The organism is Leptospira ainazelensis, assembly GCF_016918785.1.
Classification (GTDB): Bacteria; Spirochaetota; Leptospiria; order Leptospirales; family Leptospiraceae; genus Leptospira; species Leptospira ainazelensis.
Map to the genome: position 1 here is coordinate 1 of NZ_JAFFPT010000019.1, position 20,243 is coordinate 20,243.

Below are 20,243 nucleotides of genomic sequence, written 5' to 3' on the forward strand. Positions count from 1 at the left end.
GTTTTAGAAAAGCCTTATAAACGCCGTGTCTCAGTGAAGAAGAAATCATCTCTGAAACTATTTTCCCCGCTTAGATCAAGACCAGCGAAAAATTCTACTCCCCGCAAAAAGAAATACGATTCCATAAATAAACAACGCGGCAACGGCAGGAAGCGCCTCAGCGAAACCGGCGCCTTCGATAAAAACCGATCGCAGAGAATCCGCCATCAAAGTAAGGGGAAGATTTCGTATCAAAGGTAAGACAACTTCCGGAAAATTTTGATAAGAGAAGAAAATTCCGGAAAGAACCATCATAGGAAACGTGACCGCATTCACCAAACCGTTTCCAACCTGAGAACTCGCGGCCCTGGATCCGATAAACATTCCGATACAAGCAAAGGCAAAATTACCGGCGAGATAGATAAGCAGCGCTGCTCCGATCGAACCCTCAAAAGAATTTTCAAACGTCAAAAAGGTGAAACTCAGAAGAATCAGAGATTCTACCGCAGTAACCGCTAGTCTTGTAAAAAAGAAAGAAAGTAAAAAATAGAGCTTATTCATCGGAGTCGCCGACATTCTCCGCAATAGTTTTTTCATCCTCATTTCGATCAGATTCCATCCCACTCCCCAAAGACAGGAATTCATCACACCCATCGCGAGCATTCCGGGTACAAGATAATCGATATATCGAGTTCCTTTCGAATCCAAGGTTTCAACTGCAAAGTCGAACTCGGAGCGGTCTGAACGAATTTTTGCGAGAATCAAAAGATAGTCTCTTTGTGCATTCGGGTTTTCCGGATCAAATAAAAAGTGGACCTTTCCGTCGGCGGTCTTTTCCAAAATGAGGTTTATCTTTCCCCTTTTTAGATCTCGAATGGCTTCCTCTTTGGAAAGAATCAAAAATTTGAGCGAAGGCAAGGATCGAGAACTTTCATCCTTTAGCGCGGATTTTTCCTCTATGGAATCGCCGACCTCGAGAGTTTTTCTGAGATCTTCGAGTTGATAAGAATTTTCTAATACTGCAATTTTTACCTCTTCGGATCCTCGATTTTTAAATGCGATTCCGAGAACCCCCGCCATTGCGATCGGAAATACGAATGCCCAAAAAAGGATGCCCGGCTCCCGATAAAATTCCTTGAGCTGAATGCTCACCAATTGAAGGATTTGTTTCATTCTTCCAGCCCTCTTCCCGTCATACTGAGGAAAAGATCGTCTAACGTTTTTTTATGACATTCCAGATTTTTTAATTTTTTTCCCGAAGACGAAATCGTCTGGATCAGTTGAGGCAGATAATCGGTGATCGCGGAAACGTAAATTCTCGCTTCCGATTTCGCCGAGTCCCAGTAATACTTATACATTCCGCCGGAGGGAATCAAACTCTCCGGATTGGATCCGTCTTCGATCGAAAAACGAATGATCTCGCCGCCTCCGGTTCTTCCCAAAAGATCCGGCAAGGTTCCTTGATCCAAAATTTTTCCCTTATCCATGATGATGATTCTTTCGCAAAGAGTTTCCGCCTCTTCCATATAATGTGTGGTGAGAATCATCGTCGTCTTACTTTGTCTGAGTCGGTCTAGAATTTTCCAAACGTCCCTTCTCGCGCCCGGATCCAATCCCGTCGTGGGTTCGTCCAAAAAAAGAATTTCAGGATAATTTAATATAGAAACTCCGAGCGCCAATCTCTGTCTTTGACCGCCGGAAAGATGACTCACGTAGGCCTTACGCTTGTCCTCCAAATTGATCAGTTCAAGAATTTCATCGAGTCTTTCTTTTTTGCTCTTATAAAACGTACCGAAAAGATCGAGAGTTTCCTGAACCGTGATTCTATCCATAAACCGGGTTTCCTGTAAGGCTAATCCGATTTTGGATCGAAGATAAGTTTCGTTCTCTTTCCAAGTAGTTCCTAAAATGGAAATGGAACCTTCGTCCGGTTTCTGAATTCCTTCCAACATTTCGATCAAAGTCGTTTTACCGGCTCCGTTCGGACCTAAGAGCGCGACAAATTCTCCCCTTCGGATTTCCAAACTCAGGTCGTTGACCGCGATCGTGTTTTTAAAACGTTTGATTACGTTGCGAACGTCGATGACGATATTTGTCGGATCGGTTGAATTTTTTGGATTCAAGAGAACATCCTTTTCCTTATGAATTTTAGAATTAAAAATTTCATTCTTTGAATTCCGAACCTCTCGAAAAGTTCAAGAGTTCTTCACAACTTTGTAGATCAAGGAGGGAAAAAGACGGAGTAAAAATCTCAGATACCGAACCACTCCGATACCGATATAAACCTTATCCTTTTCCAAAGCTGAAAGAAATTGGTCGGTCAATTCTACGGTAGTTAGTTTATTCTTCCCTCGACCCGCCGTCATCGGCGTGTCTACCTGCGGAGGTAACATTTCTATAACTCGAATGTTCGAGCCTTCCAATTGGTAACGAAGCGCCTCCGTAAACAAATGGAGTCCGGCTTTTGTTCCACAATACAACGGTGCGGATTTTTTAGGAACCAAAGCCAAGCCCGAAGTCACGTTTACGATAGCAGAATCGGCGTGAACTTTTAGGATTGGAATTAGGATGGAAATCAATCGTATCGGAATTGTTAGGTTGGTTTGAATTTCTTTTTCTATGTTTGCGCTTTGATCGGAATCTTTTAGAAAATTCGGATTGAATTGAATTCCTGCGTTATTGATCAGCACGTTGAGCGAGGGATATTTCTTTTTGATAAGCGAAATCAACGTATCAAAATCGGCCGGCTTGGTAAGATCGCATTGAATCGTTTGAACTCCGTGAATGGAAGATAACTTAGAAAGAGATTCCTTATTTCTTCCCAAAGCAAGAACCGTATTGTCCAGAGACGCGAATCTTTTTGCAAGTTCGAGCCCGATTCCGGATGTCGCGCCGGTGATTAAGATCGTATTTCCGGAAAGTTTCATGATCCGCTTATCTTCTTGTCGTAAACGGATCGATCAAGCAATTCCCGATCGGAATAAAGAATTAACTTTTACCGTAGTAACGGAGGATTTGTCTTAAAGAGGAAAGATAAGAAGGACCGAAAAGATTGATATGGACTAAGACCGGATAAATCTGCCAAAAAGGAATTCTGTCCTTCAAATGTTCAGGATCGTCCACTCCTAAAAAGGAAAGAATCTGTTGCATCTCCTCCAGATTCAAAGAACTTCCGAATAGATTCAACATTGCGAGATCCTGTTCCGGATGCGAAAAGGAAATCGACGGATCGATCAGATACGAATGTCCGTTTTTTCCCGTTAGAATATTCCCGGACCAAAGATCTCCGTGGATCAATCTTGGACGAGATCGATTGAGAGACCATTCTTCCGTAAACTTCCGAAAAACATCGGTCACACTTTCCACGTCTTTCGGTACTATCAACTTTCTTCCAAACGCTAAGTCCAACTGAGGAGACAAACGACATTCCCAGAAGAATTCCTCAAAAGAGGAAAACCACCGATTCTTTTGCGGGAGAGTTCCGATAAAATTGTTACGTTTCCAACCCCAAGAGTTGGAATCCTTTTGGTAGAGCAATTTCAAACTTCGGATCAAATCTTCTCTTGCATTGGGACTCGTACCGGCTTCGATATAATCCATCACTAAAAACCAGGAATTCCCGGCTTGTACGGTCCCATAACATTCCGGGACGCGGACGCCGATTCTGTAGAGTTGTTCGAGGGATTCTTTTTCCGTTTCCGCCATTTCTCTGCTGGGAATGACTTTTACGGCAAAAGAATGCGCCGGCGCGGCTACAAGATAGATTTCATTGAGGCTGGAAGAATGCAGGGAAACTCTTGGTCTCAGGCCGGAATTCAAAATCCCCAGCCTTTCAAGACCGTCGTAGATTGCCTCTTCTAATCCTGCTTTGATGACCAAACTCACTTCCTCCCGGATGAAGTCCGGTCCCCTTCTCTGATTAAAAAATCGGTTCGAAAGGTTCCCGGATTGATTGAAATTTAAGAAAACGTATTATATTCGTAAGACGTGATCCTTCTCCAAATTCTTACCTTACTTTATTTCTGGAATGTTTCCCCTCTTTTTGCCAAAGATCCAAAACCGATTTGGAATTATACGATCCACGAATCGATCGAAAGGAAATCCCTTTCTGATTGGACCGAAATTTTTTCTAAATCGCATACTCTTTGTTTTACGGGAACGTATCTAAGAGCGGACGGGACTCTCAAATCCACTCCGCTTCCTAAGTCATTCGTATCCTTGGGTCAAAAATATAAGGTCAGATTGATTCCCTTGGTCACTGTTTACCATCCGAACGGATGGCACTTCTTAAAAACGGAATCTGGAATACAACGCGCTACGGAAAGTTTGATTCATTTTATAGAACAAAACCCTAATCTATCCGGATTGCATTTGGATATCGAATACATTTCAAATTCTCAGATATCGAATTATAAAAGGTTTCTAAAAGATCTGAGAAAAAGACTTCCCTATGAGAAAGTTCTAACCTTAGCTCTCTTTCCTCAGGTAGATTTTCCGAATACGAATTCTAAAATTCACGGGGAACTTCTTGGCGCGGACTTTATCGACGAATTTGTTCTGATGAGCTACGATTTCCATTCTTCGAAAACAAATCCGGGACCTGTGACTTCCATTTCCTGGACTACGAAAAATCTGGAATTTTTATCAAATCGAATTCCTTCTTCCAAACTTTGGCTGGGACTCCCGCTCTACGGTTACTTTTGGAATCGAAGCGGAAAAGTTCATATCATCAGCCGGAAGGATGTAACGAAAAAACGAGATCGTTTTGAACTCACCGATGGAGACGACGGATATCTTAAAATCCAGGATTCGACGGGGATCGGTTTTATCTCGGATAAGAAATCGATTCTTCAACTGCAAGAATTGACCGAGAAATTTCAACTCAAAGGAACCGCTTTCTGGAGAATCGGATTTTAACGAAAATCATAAACGATTTTTACGTTATGACTTTTTCCTTTTTCGTCATTTATGTTGGATGTACCTTTATATTCCATAATTCTTTTGGACTCGATATCATAGACCATTTCGATCGGTTTTACGAAAACTGAAAGTAGCGCGTTGTCGATTTTCATTCTTAAGAATAAGGCGGGCTTTCCTTTGTACTCTCCCGTTTTCGTTTTGGAAACGGAAAAAGCGAAGGTATCTTTTTCTATCGGAACCAAAAATCTAAAACGAATCGTTTTTCCATCGATCAAAGAATCCCAATTATTTTTTACGAAATAATCAAAACCTCCGTCCATCGAAGCCGGCTCAGAGAAAGAGATCGTTTTTTCCTCGAGAGATTTTTCTGAATTTCGTCGCGCAAATAATTTTGCGGTTCCGGATTTTAAAAGTGTTCCTCCTTCCAGATAACCGTCTCTTAAATCCTCCAATTGAAAATCAGGGATGGCCGGATTTTTGGAGAATTGGATTTTCTTTTTAGCGAAAACTTTTCCCTGCGGATCTTTATATTGAATCAGTGAATAAGAATGATTTCCGTTCTCCCATACCTCTTCGTGATGATCATAGTAGAGAATTTTACGGGATTCTAGATCCGTGGCTGTTCCAAAAAAACGGATCTTTTTTGCTTCTCCGAAAACCGAAAACGATATATTCAAAATTAAGAATGGAATGATTGTTCTCACTTTTAACCTTCTGAATCCTTTTCTTAGACTCAAGGATAGGATTCCGGAATTTATTTTTGCGCGTTTAAAAAATTAAACGTCTGTTCAAAGATTGGAGATGAAAAAATCTATCTCTGATCGTTTAACTTCGAGAAATCATTCTCTATTGTTGAACATATTCTAACGGATAAAAAATGAGAATTTGTCTGATGTATCATTTTTTAGAGTTTGGCCAAAAGGGTTGATACCCGCTTCTTTTCGGATTTTTTGTTTTGAAATCAGCTCGGGAATCGACTTCTGCAATCGAAAAAAAAGTACGGACAACCTTAGAGTTTTAGGAAATCCGAAAAACGAATCCGCTATTTTAACCGAATCGGAATTTTGATCGAGTGGCGACGGCGGTGTTCCATCGGGGTAATTCCAATATATCTTTTAAAAAGAACTCGAAAAAAGCCGACGTTTTCATATCCGACGGCGTAACTTATCTCTTCAATGGAATCTCCGGATTCTTCCAGACGGCGTCTGGCCCATTCTATCCGAAGACGCTGTAAATATGTGGAAGGAGGATCGCCCGTCGCCTGTTTGAATCTTCTTTTTAGACTCCGAGAACTCAAACCTACTCTTTGCGCCAAGATTTCCATCGAAATCTGGGCAGTGAATTCGTTCTCGAGAATATCCTGAGCCGCTGCTACCGATTGATCATCATGATGCTTTTGAACGGCAAAAGTCATAAAGGGAGTCTGCGATATCCTATCAGAATCGAGTAGAAAATGTTTTGCACATTTTAGAGCCACTTCCCTCCCGAGAGATTGTTCCAAAACATGAAGACTCAAATCGTAAAAAGCGTTACTTCCTCCCGAAGTCAAAAAATTGCCTTGGTCGATCACAAGTTTATCGATATCAAGATGAACCGACGGAAACATTCTTCGGAAGAGAGAGGCAAAATGCCAGTGTGTTGTCGCTGATCTTCCTTCTAACAAACCGGTAGAAGCCAACAAAAAAGCTCCCGAACAAACGCTCGCAATTCGAACTCCTTGTTCTGCCGTTTCTTTGAGCCATTCTATCTCAAGCCCGCATCTTCGTTTGATTCCTACAACGTTTGGTCCGATGGCAGGGACGATTACGAGGTCCACTTTTTCGCATCGACCTACGAGGTCCGGTTTGATTTGAACGTTTCCATGAAGTTGTACTGGCTCCGATTGAATCGCCGCCGTGCGAACCCGGCATATCGGCGGCTTTCTCCGATTTTCGAGATCCATTCCGGCAAATTCAAAAAACTCAAAAAGGCCGGTTATGACGGAAGCCGGAGCTCCCGGAATCAGCAAAATCACAACGTCCATATTGGGCAATCGAGCCGGACTTTGGCAGAATCGCAATGAAAACTTCATTTTGGTAATAAATTAAAAGGCTGAATCGCGTCGAAAATTGGCGGAGACGAATCTTTACAAAAGATCGGCGGCCTGTTAAACTACCGGAACAAATATTTGGGAGATAATAGGATGATTTTAACCGCAAGGATTTTAGCCGGTATTGTAGGAGCGCTTCACGTTTGGATATTTCTTATGGAAAGTGTTCTCTGGATGCGTCCGGCAATTCACAGACGTTTTGGCGTTACAGACAAAAAGTTAGCCGAGGCAATGAAAGGAATCTTTCTAAACCAAGGCTTTTACAATCTTTTTCTCGCAATCGGTGCACTCTATGGTGCCCTCTTTTTTGAAGTTCATGCGAATTACGCTCCGGCAATTATGATCTTCTCTTGCCTTTCCGTTTTTGGCGCAGGCCTCGTTCTTTTCGCTTCCAAACCGGCCATGGCTCGAGCTGCAATCATTCAGGGTTTACCGCCTCTGATCGCAATCGCGCTTATCGGGGTTTCTATTTACGGTTGATCTTTATCGATTGAAAAATACGGAATTAGATTTGAACTTTTCCGAAGTTGATTTTTCAGCCGCTCGGATAACATTAGAATTTTATAATTCTCTTGCGGATCCGAGCTTTTGATTCTGCTTTCTTTTTTGAGTTATTTTTTTTCTCTCAAATCTCGAACGTGTTTTGTCAATTCCGCTCGAAAGGAAAATTCTCTCGTTCCCATCAAATATCGAAACGCAGAGATCATCACATCCGGTCTTGGCGGATCTCCGCCGATAAAAAGATCCGGTTCTTTCGGCAGATTTCCCCGCTTGAATAGTCCGCCGGAAACCGCTTCCGTTCCACAGGCTATCAAGGCCTTCGGAGAAGGCATCGTTTCCCAAGCCGTGTTTAGAGGCCCTTCCATATTTCGGCTGACTGGTCCGGAATAAACAAGCGCGTCGGCGTGTTTTGGAGAAGCGACAACACGAACCTTACTGGCTTCGCTGTCAAAAAGCGCGTTGAAACTTGCGTTGATTTCAGCTTCCGTCGTATTGTTCCCTCCGGCTGCGATTTCCCTGTATTGAAAACCGGTTCTTTTCGTGATCCTCTGAAATTCCTTTACATCGTCCGAAACGATTTCCTCTTTTTCTTCCGGAATTCCGTTTATATAGGTCACCTTAAGAGCGTCGCGATCATAAGAATAAACGTGCACAAAACCCGAATCCACAATCTTTTCATCCGAGCAGGCTTCGGAACATCTCCCACATTGAAGACAGGCTCCGTAATCGATGCTCATTTTTTCCTTGGAATGAATCTTTAGGGAATGAGTCGGGCAAACTTGTTCACAGGATTTACAAGATAAACAGGATTCGTTCGACTTCAAGACCGGAACGGGAATTCCTCGCGCATTCAAATTGATCGGCGAGACCTTTTTATAATCCATCGTTTTTGCGCGACGAAATATATTCAAAACTTCGTATATTGCTTTCATAGATCCACTCCGACATAACTGAAGTTAAACGATTTGTTGTTTAGGGGAAAATCTCCGATATATTCGTCTCGAACCGCTAATTCCAGGGCGTGCCAGTTTGGAACTGAAGGATCTCGAATATACGCGTCTTCGATCGTACCGTCGGTTTCCAGATCGAGAGACACCAATACGGGTCCCCTCCATCCTTCCACAGCCGCATGGTAAGTTCCTTTTTTTACGGTCTTTGAGGTGATTACTTTTCTATTCTTAAAATCCGAAAGTGCTTCTAACTTAGGGATGGCTTCGACCAACCATTTACTACTTTTCAGTAATTCCTCATATCGTATATAAAAGCGAGCCCAGGCGTCCCCGTTCATATGACTCTGATTCAATTCTAAGTTGATCGGCGAACTGAACTCATAGGATTTTTCCAACTTGCGTAAATCGCGGTTGAGGCCCGTACATTTTTCCACCATCCCGATAAAACCCAGCTGTCTTACTTGTTTTTGTCGGATGACGCCGCAGGTTTGTAGTCTTTCGCGATTGGTAGAAACCGAAGCGGCTCTCAGGAAATGTCCGGATACATCAGCCGTAACGGATCGAATCCTTTCGGCCAACTCGGCCAATTTTTCGCGAGTCAAGCCGGGCCTTAAAGAGATTTTTCCTGGCGACAAAGCTCCTCTCCCGAATCGGTTTCCTGTCAACGCTTCCATAACGCCGAGAGGAACACCTCTTTGGAGGGAACAAACTCCGTGTAACGGATAGTAGCCGATGTCTTCCGCGATTCCGCCCATATCACCGATATGGGTCGCGATTCTTTCCAATTCTAAGAGCACTAGTCTTGCAAAATCTATCTCCTGCGGAACTTCGATTTTCTGTGCCTCCTCGAAAATTCTTGAAAACGCAATTCCATAGGAAATCGTACTATCTCCGGAAATCACCTCGGCGTAAGGAAAAGAATTTTTCGGACCCTTTCCCTTTATCATCTCGATCAAACCTCGTTTTTGAAAACCCAAACGGATATCTAGATTTTTTATCAATTCGCCGTGAACGATAAAACGGAAGTGTCCCGGTTCTATCACACCCGCGTGGATCGGTCCGACAGCGTGAGAATAGTGGTCCGCAGGGATCGGAACGGTCAATCCACTATATGATAAATTCTTAATGCCTTTTTTCGTTACAAATTTCTCGAGATCCGTTTTACGTCCGACGTTGATGTATTTTTCAAAATCGAAAGAGGAATAATCTTCCTCACCTTGATCGACGCCCAAGGAATGTCGCAGAATCCAGATCGGATTTGCAGAATCCTCGATGATTTCATTTTGAGAATGTTCTATAACTTCGCGTTCGATTCCATCGTTGGAAATCCAGAAACGATGATATCCTTTTTTACCTTTTCTCGGATATAAACCTGTGACAGTACGCATTCAAAATTCTCCTTGCAACAATCGATAGAATCCCCAAATTCCAAGTCCAAAGACCGTAAAACAGAGAAGTAAAGAATCGATCAGTCGAACATTCAAAGTGAAAGCGAAGCTTTTTGCAAAAGGTCTGTGTTTTAGATTAAACAACGGAACGGTTTTATAGATAGTTACGCCGAAAAAAACTAAACCAAAAAACGGTACCGAAATTACGAACCATTGCTTTTGGGCCCAACCGGCTTTTAGAAGTAAAAGATCGCTTACAAAAATCGGCGACCCCGGAAGAACGAACGCGAGAAATAATGCGAGAGTATAGAGGGAAAGGGCGCGTTTATTGATTTCCTCCGAAAGAAATATCTTACTCAACTCCCTTCCGCCCGAATCCATCCTCACGATTCCCATCGTTAAGAAGAGGAGAGATTTTAAGACGATATTACCCGCCATTATATAATTAAAAGTTGTCTCCGGTAGATCCATCCAAAGAAAAATCGCCAACGCCCCGCTGTGAAATAACGCAACTTTTGCGGTCATCATCCGTAAGTCGTTCCTCTGATACAAAGCGACGATACTCTGGAGCATCGTCGCTATTCCTAAAATCAACAATCCATCAGCGGCGCTAAAAGTGGTCGGATACAATTGATGGTCCATATGAACGAAGGGACGAATCGCAAAACAAACGGAGACGGGGATAAAGGCCGCAATGAGAGCTGAAATTTGACTCGGGCTATCCCCGTAAGTATCTACAACCCACACATGATTTGGGAAAAGTCCTAACTTTGCCGAATATCCAAAGATCGCTAACCACAAGCCGATTTCGATCCACAGGTTTTCCGGGTGTTCGGAAATACGGCCGGCGAGAATTTCTACGGGATGATCAATACCGTGTAACGTAGCCGTTACGATAATGATTCCGAGAAATGCAAGACCCAATCCGAACGAGTTGATTAGGAGAAACTTCCATGCGATCGGGAAGGACTTCGAAGTTCCACTGGAAGAGACGAGTAACGTTCCCGTAAACGTAGTGGCTTCGATAAGTACCCATTGCAAAGCGGATCCCTCCGAATTCCACGCTGCAAAACTCAAACTCGCGCAAAGTATCATTAAAACCGACCACATCGTAATCTTACTCTGACCTTTGGTCGGAGCGAAAACGTAAGCGATCAGAATGAGAAGAAGAACGACGGCGCCGATGCTGTTTAGATAAAATAAACTCATGCGGATATCTCCTCTTTTTCGGATTGAGAATCATTCTGCATGCTGACTCGAAGCGTCGAAGCCGCACCGATAATAAAAACCGCGTCCAAGAAGGATCCGAATTCTATCCCTAACGGTAAACCGGTGCGCAAAATTTGAGTAAGAAGAAACGTCCCATTTTCAAAAACGCCAAAGGATGCGATTACCGGAACCCAATGACGACGAACCACAAAACCGACCATTCCCACATACAAAAGCAAAAACGTATAAAGAAAGGACATTTGATTTACTTCACCAAATCGATATTTGGTGAAACCGAACATCAAAAATCCGATCAATGCGCCGACCGAAAGAAGCGCAAAAGTTGGTATATAACCGATCTTCGGAAATGTGGATTCTACGGAGTTAGTCTTTCTTGCCGTCCAGAAAAGAATCAGAGGGGTTAAAAGAACCTTAAAAAAGACGATCATCCCCGCTAAAAAAAGGCTATGTGTGTTAAAACCCGAGTCTTCAAAAAGCGGGACTAACAGGAAGATACTTTGAAAACCGAGAAGTAAAACCAAACGTTTTATCCGATTTTCCAGCAGAATCACAACTCCTATCAGCAGGAGAATTAAATAACTAAATTCTGTTCCCATAAATTTTCCTTAGGATCTCATCCTAATTTGAGAAGAATGCCCAGAAAGAGCATAAAGATAAAATTTAAACCTAATAACTCAGGAATCCAACGCCAACGTCTTCTCGTACTGTTTGATTCGATATAACCTACGCAGAACGAAACAAAAAGCGCTCCTAATATGGCTACGACATCCAACCAGAATTTTGAGATCGTGTGATTTATAAAAAATTCTCCATGATAAATTCCGATCTTCGCGACGAATAAAAATAAGGAGCTCGTCTTAAGTTGTTGTGCTAATTCGAAAAACGCACGCCTACTTCCCGATGCCTCCAAAAGCATAGCTTCGTGGACCATAGTCAACTCAAGGTGAGTTCTCGGATCGTCGAACGGCGGTTTGGCGATTTCCGCTAAAATTACAAGAGAAGTGCCAAGCAAAAATAAACCGCCAAACGCAAGACTTGCGAAATTCGCGTTTACTACGATGTGAGACTCGAAAACTACCAAAACTAGAATCAGAACCGGTTCGCAGAATACGAACAGGATCACTTCTCTCGCCGATCCCATTCCCGCAAAAGAAGTTCCGTTTTCAACCGCATAGGCTAACAATGCGAATCGGATGATTCCTATTAAGAATGGAATCAAAAGAAACGGCGCCCATTCATAACTGACCAAACTCCAAAGAACCAAACCGGCTACAAAGGCGATGATCGGAGAAGCTTCCGTAAAAAATCCGGAAAACGGGCCGTCCACCGGCTTCTTACGAATCATTCTAATCGTATCATAAAGAATCTGAAGAACCGGTGCACCGATCCTTCCTTGCGCGTAAGACCGAACTTTGAGTACGATTCCTCCGCAGAGAAACGGAAGAAATAGAAATGAAAGTATTCGAACTATTGAGTCAAGGTATCTAAGAATAATTTCCATAAATCTCCTTCGGCCAATTTCAAGCCAATGATCAAGAATAAGAGCAAGACGACCGTTGCTGAGGAAAATGCGAGATTGATCGAAATCGTTTCCTCATCCGCTTCGTTGACTTGCGTTTTAAAGGTGTCCAATAACTTCACGATTCCTTTCAAAATCGATTCATCCAACTTCGAACTTCCGTCTTCGTGTGTGAAATATCTCCCTAAAGATGCAAAGAGCGGATTGGAGACTCCGTCTGAAGGAATTGCCACATCGGCTCCTTTGTAATTTCCACCGCAGTCCCAAAGTCTTCTGCGTTCGATTTTTGTTCTTAAACCGAATATTCCGATCACCAGAAACATTAGGAATCCGATCAGATTTACGCTCGCCAAACCTCGATACCAATTCTCATCCAACCAGACTTTGGTGGGAGAATAATAAAGAGTATAAGCCGAAATACCGAGGGACACCCCAAGAATCAACAACCCGCTCGCCGTCAAAGAATATCGAACTAGTTTAGGTGGAATATTTTCCGGCCAATTCACTCGAGGTCTGGAGACAACCATTCCTAAAAAAATTCTTAAATGCCCAACGGCGCCTAACGCTAATCCGGAAGAAACCAAAATCAAAAGAGGTAAAATTAAAATCGCACTTTGTCCCGGGATATCCAAAACCCCCGCTACAAGTTTCACAAAAGTCGCCTCGGTTAAGAAGCCGGTTGTTCCGGGTAACGCGAGAAAACTGATAGTTCCCAGACTCAACAACGCGGTCGACAATCCTGAATTCTTACCGATTCCCGTATTGTGATCTATATTAGAACTCCCTGAAAGTTTTAGGAGATAACCTATGGATAAGAATTGAAACGTCTTGCTGATGCTATGATGGATTAGAGAAATGAAAAATAGAAAGGAAAAGGATCTGCTCAAAACCTTCAAACCTTCCACGTCGCTGTCCTTCCACAAGGCTGAGAGCAACAAACAGAGCATTAGAAAATTCGTATTTTCGATCGTACTATAAGCGATCGCTTTCCTAACGTCTTTTGCGAATACCGAACTCAAGCCCGCCCATAAAACGCCGAAACCCGCCAGTGGAATTAAAATTTTTATGATCACCGAACTTCCGATCCAGGGAACGGCGAGCTGATGAAAAAGAATCAGCGGAAGATTTACCAATATTCCAGAATAGGCGGCGGAAGCGTGCGGCGGAGCGCCCGCGTGAACTTCCGGAAGCCAAAAGTGAAAACCGAAAAATTCCGCCTTTACCAGCAAACCTAAAACTAAAAAGAATTTTCCCAAATCGTCGTCAGGAGAATAAATCCAATAGGTAAAACAGAAAATTCCGACTCCACTTGCAAGCAGGAGCGCGATAAAACTTTTTGCCGAAGAAGAAGTCCAGTTCTCTCCTTGATACAGAAGAAAGCCGCTGACTGTGGACAATTCCCAAAACAGTATCAACCAAAGCGTTTTGCCTGCAAAAAAGCAAAGTCCTGTGCTCAGAAAAAAGATCGCATACCCCAGAAGAACGGTCTTTTTTTTAAGTCCTTCATAGCCGACTACGAAAACGGAAATGATTAAACCGACTACCGCTTGGAGACTGAGTCCGACAAGAATAGCGCCTTCATGGTCAAAAAGATTCTTACCGAAAGCTTTACCGATTAGGAAAGGGGCGACAAGACTCATTAAAACGAGTAAATAAGATAGAATTACCATCGATTATTAAACCTCCTTCTATTTACAGCGCCGCGTTCACTTGGAAAAAATAAACGCTAGCGTTGTTTGAGGACGTATGCTGTTTAACAAACGCCGCTCCGTTTAGTTCAAATTGATTCGTGGTTCCATTATAGAGTAGAGGACTATTTCTATAATTTCTCACAGAATTCCCTGCAATTAAAAATCCCGCACCCATCCAAAGGGAGACATTGTCATTGAGTTGATACATCCAAGTTAAGTCCAATTCGTTGTAAATATTTCTTCCCATCGAATACGATTGTGTGTATGCGTTTCCGGTATAATTCTCCGATGATCCGGCAGTCGCTGATTGTCCCGTCGTTGTCGTGGATGTCGCGACAGGGGAAGCGAGGGTCGAACCGGCAATCGAATTTGCCCCTCCGTTGATCGCATACCACGCGTCGTTCTTTTGCACCTTATCATTGATAATATACGCAATCTGAAACGTACCCCATTTTTCCGATTTGTAGGTGATATTCGAATTCCAAGAACTCAGATTTTTCGTATCGATATTCTCCGATAGACCGGCCACGTTATTCCAATATGGGATCACACCAAATCTCGGATTTACAAGAGTTTGAAAGGTAGAAGAAGTTCCATCGGCACGGTTATTATCGCCCGAGGCATACGTATATTGAAATCCGAAACGTAACTTTTCATCGAGAGTATATCCGGTTTGAAAGACGTGAAAGGAACCGGAATATTTCACACGCTCCGTTCTCATATCCGCGATTGAAGCGGAACCGATCGTTCCGGAAAGGTCGCTTCCTAAGAATTGTTTGTGAATCCTCCTTCCGTCATAACCGTTTTGCCACGCGCTTTCGATCGTCCAGTCCCAGGCTTTTCCCTTCGGAAGATTATTTTTTGCGGTTCTATTTGTAAGTCGAAACCCGGTCGTATAAAGCTCGTCGTTTTGTCTTTTTCTGTTTGTAGCCAGAACATCGTCCGTAGTCGAAGCCGGCGTTGAATTCGGAATCCACTTCTTTACAACATCTATATTATAAACATCTAACGTTACTTCGTTTAAGATATTAAAACTATTGTAGGTTCCGAATAGAGTGGTATCGGACTGTGAAGCGGAAGGATTCGAATTCCCGGTCGTGGAATTGACCTTTAGATCGTTAGATGATAAAACCCCGTTCACACCGCTTTGAGTCCAGAACGGTCTCGCCGCAAAAAAGTGGAAGTTGACTTTTTCGTAATCGAACATAAGACGCGCACCGTCGAAAGAAAGACCGTTGATCGTCCAGTTTGCTCCTCCGATCATTCTTTGATCTCCGTAAGCCCAAATCTGTCGACCGATCTGAATCTTCGCATCCAGAGGAAGTTTTTTTAACATCACAAACGCCTCGCGGATACTTGTATTATTCGGAGCGATCGAGTTATTCTGTTTTCCGGGGGTATTCGGATCCGAACTCAAAGTTGGTGTGTTGCTAAAAAAGCCGGAGCGAATATCTCCCACGTTAGCGGGTGATTCTCCCCCCCAAACTCGAGTATCTTGTACGGTGATCTTAAAACTTACGTACTGACTCGGATCCATTAAAAAATACAAAGCCGATGTCTGCATAATTCGATCCGTGTAAGCATGATTTGATCGATCAAAGTTCAGATTATTCCTGGATTCGAATCGAGGACGAATGTAAGCTCCGATTCGGATCCAATCGTTCAACCACATCTTATCGGAAAAATTTATCTTTTTGGATAGTTCCGGTTCCAAAAACGAATGACGTGTGTATTCCGGGGTGAGTCCGTTTGTCCTCAAAGGAGAAACGTATTTGTCGGAATTTTCCTCGTCTCCGGATTTTGTCGGTTCGGATGTTTTGTTTTCCACGATCGGATCGGCGGCCTTCGAAGTCGTTTGTGCAAAAACGGAAAACTGCAAAACGAAAAAAACCGTAACAAAAAGAAACGAATTGTATCTTAACTTTTTGGAAACAGATTTTTCCGGATAAAAAATCCTATGCTCCGTCGTATTCGAGTTTGCTTGAAACAAACTCTTAAAGTCGAAAAGTATCCTTCTCATACATTTACCCTAATTGATTCAGTTAAACTTAAGAAAGAGCGTATTACGAAAGAAAGAATCGAAAACCTTCAGCGCACTGTATATAAGCGGCTGAAAAACGTTTAAACGATCAAGGACGATTCTTTAACGAAAGAGTTTCCGATTCTCCTCTGGGGAATTTCCCGTATTTCTTTCCGTTACGCTCGCATTCGGTAAAAGAATCTAATCTTTTACCAGGCTACGTTCTTTCTTCCGGAAGACGGATGATTTGAAAGCGGTTTCAATTTTTCCAAACCGACAAGTTCAAACTTTCCACCTTCTTCTTCGTACTTTTCGGAGAAGGTCAGTAAATTCTCCATTACGGAATGATCGATTAAGAGAACTCCTGACAAATCAATTTGAACACTTTTGTTTTTCGGAATGGAATACAATACTTTTCTAATAGAAATAAAATTCAGAAATATCGCTAAACCGTAAAATTCGATTCTAATCTTTTGATTGGTTTCATGCAATTCGGACCTAATTCTAAAAAAGTCATTCAGAGTAATTCCTTTCGGAAGAATGATATTCAAGATGTGGATCGCAAATTTCGCAAGAACTCCCACAAAAATACCGACTAACAGGTCGTCTGCGATCGTGAAATAAATCGTGATGAAAAATAGGAAGACTTGGTCCATTCCCACTTTCCAGGTTTTTTTCAGCTCGGGAATTGCAAGTCGATATCCCGTGACCATAAGAATCGCCGCGAGCGCGGCAAGCGGAATCATTCTCACAATATCAGGCAAGGCCAGAATGAAAATGAGAAGGAAAGCCCCGTGAAAGAAATTGGACCATCGGGTTTTTGCGCCGTTATTGATGTTCGCGGAACTTCTTACGACTTCGGCGATAATCGGTAATCCACCGATCCAACCAAGAATAAAGTTACCTACACCTTTTGAAAAAAGATCTTTGTTTAGGTCGGAATTCCTTCTATAAGGATCCAATTTATCGATCGCAGCGACCGTAAGCTGTGATTCCAAACTCGCAACGAGAAAGATCGCCATCACCTGAGAAAAGAATTCTACCGTGTTGACCCTGCTGAAATCGGGAAAAGTAAATCCGTCCAGAAAACTCGCAGGAATGGTAACCAAACTTTTAGGTCCGACGGTAAAGTTGTTCCCCATAAACGTATATGAGTGTTCGATGTTGAATTGAAAAAAGGCTCCCATTGCGATACCGAGAGTTGCAACAAGCAGCGGACCCGGTATTTTTTTCAGTTTCGGATGTGGTAAAAAAGGAATGCTAACCAAAAGGATAATGCTGATAAATCCTATGATCGCGATTTCCGGATTCAGATGGATTAGACCGACCGGAAGTTCGTTGATCAACCCGATGATCGATTTTGTCGCCGGGGCATAACCTACCGCGACAAAAAACTGTTTGAGAAAGATGATTACTCCGATCGCCGCCAACATCCCGTGTATCACAGCGGAAGGAAAAATCGTAGCCAATATTCCCGCTTTTAAAAAGCTAAAGAAGATCTGCAACGCACCCGCGATCACAGTAGCGGCTAACGTATATCTAAAACCCGCGGCGATATCGCCGTGACCCAAGGTTTCAATCGATCCCAAAACGATCACGATCAATCCGGCCGCCGGTCCGTTAATCGTAACGTAAGAACCGCCTAAGATCGAAACGATCAATCCGCCGACGATACCCGACAGAATCCCCGCCATCGGAGGCGCTCCCGAAGCGATTGCGATTCCGATACAGAGCGGAAGCGCGATTAAAAAGATGATAAAACCGGAAACAACGTCCGATTTCCAATTTTCCAGAAGTCCCGGAAAAAAATCTTTTGGAGTAATGTGTTTTGTTTCCCCAGAATGAGATGAACTTTTCTTTGATGATTCCATATACTTATCCTAAATTTCAGAGTAATCAAGGTATTACCTGAAAATCTAGGGTAAGATTCTCAGGTAGCTAAGTAATACGGAGGAGGAATGTTCAACCTTTCGATTCTAAGAATATTCGATACCGAGAATGCACCGGAATCGCAGAGAAATAACTCCCTGGTCTTAACGATCAGTATATTTATAGAGTTCGAAAGCGTAAGCGCGGAAAAAACGAGGAGGAAAACAAATATGATCTCTAAGGATTGAATTTCGGATTCTGAAATGGATTCCGAAGATTCTACACCCGGATTCTTATCCAAGTATCCCGGATTCTGAACTACACTTACCGAGAAAATAACTAAAGAAAGAAGAGTAATGGAGAAAACGATAGATAATGCTACTTTTTTAGATAAAAACATAGAATGTCTAAACCAGTCGTTCATCCGTAAGGTAATCTTCAAGTAAAACCAATTTGGTGTCAACTGAAATCAACAGACTCTCAAAATCTCCGAATTCAAAAAATATCTCCTTTGAAAACCGTCCGAAAAAATCTTTTCAAAACTCGGAATTTCACAAGATCGAAATTTTCTTTCGTTATTCAAAGATGGAAATTCATTTTTGAAACATTCGGTTTTTATGAAACGTTGGAAATTCACAAATTTTTAATCACATCTTCTTCTTAGGTTTTGGCCGGCGACGCCCGGCCAAAATCTTTGTAAATAATTATTTGAATAGAAGAAAACTCGAATCGAATAATCCGAGAAATTTGAAATAATCGCGGCGTTTCTGGAAAAAAGGTTATCCGATATGTTATAATGATCATAGAAATCCCAACTAGTTTAACCTCTCAGGACAATCTCAATGCCAAAGAAAAATTTTAAACCGATTCTTTTTACCTCCTTCTTCTTGTTTTCATTCGTATCTTGCGGATTTATCTCTTCTCTTTTCTTAAAAAACGATCCTACTCCGTCCGGAATGATCGTAGTATTCCAAAGCGGTGAAGTCGAAATTGAACGAAACGGCAAGAAGATTCGATCTACGCCCGGATTGATTCTTAAAGAGAACGATAAAATCAAAACCAATTCAGGTTCCGTCGATATCCAAACCGGTAAGGGCGACATCGTAAGAATCAAATCTTTCAGCCAAATTACTCTGAAGGAAATTTCCAAAAACGGAAAACCGAATACAAACCTTTATGTGCAAGCGGGCGAACTTTTGATTAAAACGAATAAACTCAAATCAAAAGATTCTTTTTTACTTTCGACTCCGACCGCAGTCGCGGGCGTTCGAGGAACCACGTTTTCTTTCGAACTTACAAACGGAAAACCTCCCAAGGTGAAAGTTTACGAAGGCGCCGTCGCGATTACATTCAAGATTTCTAAAGAGATCATAGACAACGGCAAAGCTCTAGATAAAGAACTTTACGGCGAATTTGTTCAATTTTTGGAAAAGAACGAAGTCGTTTTAGAAAACGGAGAGGAATCTTACGTAAAGCCGAGTTTGGACGAAATGATTCAGCTTGTTTTAACAAGAATCGAGCAGGACGAAAGTATCGCCAAAGAATTCGATCAGCTTAAAAAATTAGAAAACCCCGAATTTCAAAAAGAAGAATTCACCGCAACTCCGCAGGAAAAGGCCGAGGTAGAGACGATGGTTTCCGTCGATGCCGGTCTTTTAGAAAAAGCTCTGAATGAAAATCCGGATTCTACAAAACCGGTTATTTCTTCCGTATCGACGGAAATCGTCGAAAATCACGAATCCAAACTGGATCAAGCTCTGAAACAAATCGAGGCGGATGCACAGGCGAGCGATCTTAAGGACGAAGCCAAAATCCGAGAATTCTATAATATTCTCGAAGTGGTCGTCAAAACGGATGGGACAAAACTTTCGGGAGCAATCGTTACTCAAATAGGAGATAGACTGATTCTTCATACTCCTTCCGGTGTGATTCGATTGAATAAGAACGATGTCGATTTCGTGGATTATCAATCCTTTCAAATTAAGACAAAGAAAAAATAACTCTTTAGAAGGTTTGTTCCGAATCAAATCGGTTCAAACTTTCTTTTCCATTCTTACGAAAATCCTTCCCGTTCTCCTATTTTCTTT

General features: G+C 42.4%; 18 protein-coding genes. 3 read left to right on the top strand and 15 right to left on the bottom strand.

Going from position 1 to position 20,243, the window contains the following annotated elements:
- Nucleotides 1-75: 75 nt before the first annotated feature.
- The 4 genes from JWG44_RS04595 to JWG44_RS04610 form a co-directional block, all read right to left on the bottom strand.
- A complete protein-coding gene (locus JWG44_RS04595; protein WP_205273781.1) occupies nucleotides 76-1,152 on the bottom strand; it encodes an ABC transporter permease in 1,077 nt (358 codons plus the stop codon).
- Nucleotides 1,149-2,102, bottom strand: coding sequence for an ABC transporter ATP-binding protein (locus tag JWG44_RS04600; RefSeq protein ID WP_205273782.1), 954 nt, complete (start codon nucleotides 2,100-2,102; stop codon nucleotides 1,149-1,151). The genes JWG44_RS04595 and JWG44_RS04600 overlap by 4 nt, the downstream gene beginning before the upstream one ends.
- Before the next feature lie 72 nt (nucleotides 2,103-2,174).
- Nucleotides 2,175-2,906, bottom strand: coding sequence for an SDR family oxidoreductase (locus tag JWG44_RS04605; protein ID WP_205273783.1), 732 nt, complete (start codon nucleotides 2,904-2,906; stop codon nucleotides 2,175-2,177).
- A gap of 61 nt (nucleotides 2,907-2,967) precedes the next feature.
- Entirely contained in the window at nucleotides 2,968-3,858 is an 891-nt protein-coding gene (locus JWG44_RS04610; protein ID WP_205273784.1) for a fructosamine kinase family protein, read from the bottom strand.
- Between the two features lie 108 nt (nucleotides 3,859-3,966).
- On the opposite strand from JWG44_RS04610, the gene JWG44_RS22215 reads away from it, so the two are divergent.
- Nucleotides 3,967-4,896 (top strand): glycosyl hydrolase family 18 protein, encoded by a 930-nt coding sequence (locus tag JWG44_RS22215; RefSeq protein WP_205273785.1) that lies wholly within the window; start codon nucleotides 3,967-3,969, stop codon nucleotides 4,894-4,896.
- On the opposite strand, the gene JWG44_RS04620 is transcribed toward JWG44_RS22215, so the two are convergent.
- Complete coding sequence (locus JWG44_RS04620; protein ID WP_205273786.1) at nucleotides 4,893-5,603, bottom strand: hypothetical protein; 711 nt, start codon at nucleotides 5,601-5,603, stop codon at nucleotides 4,893-4,895. The two genes, JWG44_RS22215 and JWG44_RS04620, sit on opposite strands and share 4 nt — an antisense overlap.
- A gap of 338 nt (nucleotides 5,604-5,941) precedes the next feature.
- Nucleotides 5,942-6,970, bottom strand: coding sequence for a GlxA family transcriptional regulator (locus JWG44_RS04625; protein WP_232371476.1), 1,029 nt, complete (start codon nucleotides 6,968-6,970; stop codon nucleotides 5,942-5,944).
- A gap of 111 nt (nucleotides 6,971-7,081) precedes the next feature.
- Between JWG44_RS04625 and JWG44_RS04630 the strand changes: the two genes are divergently transcribed.
- The gene (locus tag JWG44_RS04630; protein ID WP_205273787.1) at nucleotides 7,082-7,468 is read left to right on the top strand and encodes a DUF1304 domain-containing protein; all 387 of its coding nucleotides are present in this window, start codon (nucleotides 7,082-7,084) and stop codon (nucleotides 7,466-7,468) included.
- Between the two features lie 131 nt (nucleotides 7,469-7,599).
- Here the strand turns inward: JWG44_RS04630 and JWG44_RS04635 are convergent, their stop codons facing one another.
- The 9 genes from JWG44_RS04635 to JWG44_RS04675 all read right to left on the bottom strand — a co-directional run bounded on the left by JWG44_RS04635 (nucleotide 7,600) and on the right by JWG44_RS04675 (nucleotide 18,580).
- A complete protein-coding gene (locus JWG44_RS04635) occupies nucleotides 7,600-8,421 on the bottom strand; it encodes an NADH-quinone oxidoreductase subunit B family protein (RefSeq protein ID WP_205273788.1) in 822 nt (273 codons plus the stop codon).
- On the bottom strand, nucleotides 8,418-9,827 hold the full coding sequence (locus JWG44_RS04640) for a hydrogenase large subunit (RefSeq protein ID WP_205273789.1): 1,410 nt from the start codon (nucleotides 9,825-9,827) through the stop codon (nucleotides 8,418-8,420). Before JWG44_RS04640 ends, JWG44_RS04635 begins: the two co-directional genes overlap by 4 nt.
- Nucleotides 9,828-11,036, bottom strand: coding sequence for a proton-conducting transporter transmembrane domain-containing protein (locus tag JWG44_RS04645; protein WP_205273790.1), 1,209 nt, complete (start codon nucleotides 11,034-11,036; stop codon nucleotides 9,828-9,830). It abuts the gene before it with no gap.
- Nucleotides 11,033-11,653, bottom strand: a complete 621-nt coding sequence (locus JWG44_RS04650; RefSeq protein WP_205273791.1) for a formate hydrogenase — start codon at nucleotides 11,651-11,653, stop codon at nucleotides 11,033-11,035. The genes JWG44_RS04645 and JWG44_RS04650 overlap by 4 nt, the downstream gene beginning before the upstream one ends.
- A gap of 17 nt (nucleotides 11,654-11,670) precedes the next feature.
- Entirely contained in the window at nucleotides 11,671-12,558 is an 888-nt protein-coding gene (locus JWG44_RS04655) for an NADH-quinone oxidoreductase subunit H (RefSeq protein ID WP_205273792.1), read from the bottom strand.
- Nucleotides 12,525-14,246, bottom strand: a complete 1,722-nt coding sequence (locus JWG44_RS04660; protein ID WP_205273793.1) for a proton-conducting transporter transmembrane domain-containing protein — start codon at nucleotides 14,244-14,246, stop codon at nucleotides 12,525-12,527. Before JWG44_RS04660 ends, JWG44_RS04655 begins: the two co-directional genes overlap by 34 nt.
- Nucleotides 14,247-14,268: 22 nt before the next feature.
- Entirely contained in the window at nucleotides 14,269-16,287 is a 2,019-nt protein-coding gene (locus JWG44_RS04665) for an alginate export family protein (RefSeq protein WP_232371477.1), read from the bottom strand.
- Between the two features lie 209 nt (nucleotides 16,288-16,496).
- Nucleotides 16,497-18,158, bottom strand: a complete 1,662-nt coding sequence (locus JWG44_RS04670; protein ID WP_205273794.1) for a SulP family inorganic anion transporter — start codon at nucleotides 18,156-18,158, stop codon at nucleotides 16,497-16,499.
- 59 nt (nucleotides 18,159-18,217) lie between these two features.
- Nucleotides 18,218-18,580 (bottom strand): hypothetical protein, encoded by a 363-nt coding sequence (locus JWG44_RS04675; protein ID WP_205273795.1) that lies wholly within the window; start codon nucleotides 18,578-18,580, stop codon nucleotides 18,218-18,220.
- 418 nt (nucleotides 18,581-18,998) lie between these two features.
- On the opposite strand from JWG44_RS04675, the gene JWG44_RS04680 reads away from it, so the two are divergent.
- Nucleotides 18,999-20,156 carry a FecR domain-containing protein gene (locus tag JWG44_RS04680; protein WP_205273796.1) on the top strand — a complete coding sequence of 386 codons (1,158 nt, stop codon included), beginning with the start codon at nucleotides 18,999-19,001 and terminating at the stop codon, nucleotides 20,154-20,156.
- The last annotated feature ends 87 nt before the right edge of the window (nucleotides 20,157-20,243 follow it).

Excerpts from the sequence above, each read along its gene's own strand:
- JWG44_RS04595 (WP_205273781.1), bottom strand. The coding sequence starts at position 1,152 with ATGAAACAAATCCTTCAATTGGTGAGCATTCAGCTCAAGGAATTTTAT.
- JWG44_RS04605 (WP_205273783.1), bottom strand. The coding sequence starts at position 2,906 with ATGAAACTTTCCGGAAATACGATCTTAATCACCGGCGCGACATCCGGA.
- JWG44_RS04625 (WP_232371476.1), bottom strand. The coding sequence starts at position 6,970 with ATGAAGTTTTCATTGCGATTCTGCCAAAGTCCGGCTCGATTGCCCAAT.
- JWG44_RS04630 (WP_205273787.1), top strand. The coding sequence starts at position 7,082 with ATGATTTTAACCGCAAGGATTTTAGCCGGTATTGTAGGAGCGCTTCAC.
- JWG44_RS04635 (WP_205273788.1), bottom strand. The coding sequence starts at position 8,421 with ATGAAAGCAATATACGAAGTTTTGAATATATTTCGTCGCGCAAAAACG.
- JWG44_RS04640 (WP_205273789.1), bottom strand. The coding sequence starts at position 9,827 with ATGCGTACTGTCACAGGTTTATATCCGAGAAAAGGTAAAAAAGGATAT.
- JWG44_RS04645 (WP_205273790.1), bottom strand. The coding sequence starts at position 11,036 with ATGAGTTTATTTTATCTAAACAGCATCGGCGCCGTCGTTCTTCTTCTC.
- JWG44_RS04650 (WP_205273791.1), bottom strand. The coding sequence starts at position 11,653 with ATGGGAACAGAATTTAGTTATTTAATTCTCCTGCTGATAGGAGTTGTG.
- JWG44_RS04655 (WP_205273792.1), bottom strand. The coding sequence starts at position 12,558 with ATGGAAATTATTCTTAGATACCTTGACTCAATAGTTCGAATACTTTCA.
- JWG44_RS04660 (WP_205273793.1), bottom strand. The coding sequence starts at position 14,246 with ATGGTAATTCTATCTTATTTACTCGTTTTAATGAGTCTTGTCGCCCCT.
- JWG44_RS04665 (WP_232371477.1), bottom strand. The coding sequence starts at position 16,287 with ATGAGAAGGATACTTTTCGACTTTAAGAGTTTGTTTCAAGCAAACTCG.
- JWG44_RS04670 (WP_205273794.1), bottom strand. The coding sequence starts at position 18,158 with ATGGAATCATCAAAGAAAAGTTCATCTCATTCTGGGGAAACAAAACAC.
- JWG44_RS04675 (WP_205273795.1), bottom strand. The coding sequence starts at position 18,580 with ATGAACGACTGGTTTAGACATTCTATGTTTTTATCTAAAAAAGTAGCA.
- JWG44_RS04680 (WP_205273796.1), top strand. The coding sequence starts at position 18,999 with ATGCCAAAGAAAAATTTTAAACCGATTCTTTTTACCTCCTTCTTCTTG.